This window comes from Dellaglioa sp. CoH-56-MRSF-10, assembly GCF_056782175.1.
The window spans coordinates 1-493 of sequence record NZ_JBXAYF010000031.1 but is presented as its reverse complement, the minus strand read 5'-3'; the positions used below and the strand labels follow the sequence as shown (position 1 = coordinate 493).

1 protein-coding gene is annotated in these 493 nt (G+C 51.9%); it reads right to left on the bottom strand.

The features are described from left to right. Nucleotides 1–406 (bottom strand): hypothetical protein (locus tag AC1RP4_RS07665; protein WP_481763223.1); only part of this gene is annotated, 406 nt, incomplete at its 3' end. Nucleotides 407–493 lie beyond the last annotated feature (87 nt).

Below are 493 nucleotides of genomic sequence, written 5' to 3'. Positions count from 1 at the left end.
CGGACGGAAATGCAAAGTTTTGTTTCAGGATTTCGGTTGGCGTGTGATCCGACCAGATGTAATTCTGTTCCGTCACGTGTGGTACACGCATCGAGAAGCCATCCACGTGCCACACATCGTCGCTCACACTCTTCATGGGGCCGCAGCGAACCGTTACATACACGTACGGATGGTTGACCCAGAGTTTGCGCTGTTCAGCATCGGCACGGATCACCATCGGCTCGATCCACTTCAGCTCGTTCGGGACCACATAGCCCTCGGTCTTGGGGCCACGAATCATCATGCGCAGAATGTACTGATCATGTGGCACAAGAGAACCGTCCACCGGATATGAATTCAGCTCTTGGTTCGCTTTTGCGTAAATCCCCAAATCAACCAGCTTCCGTGCGCGTTCCTCGATGTACATTTACTGCTCCTGTATGTTAGACGCACGCATCATACACGTTACGCCACATCATAGCAAGCAAAAATTCCATCCGGATGAAGCTTCAGC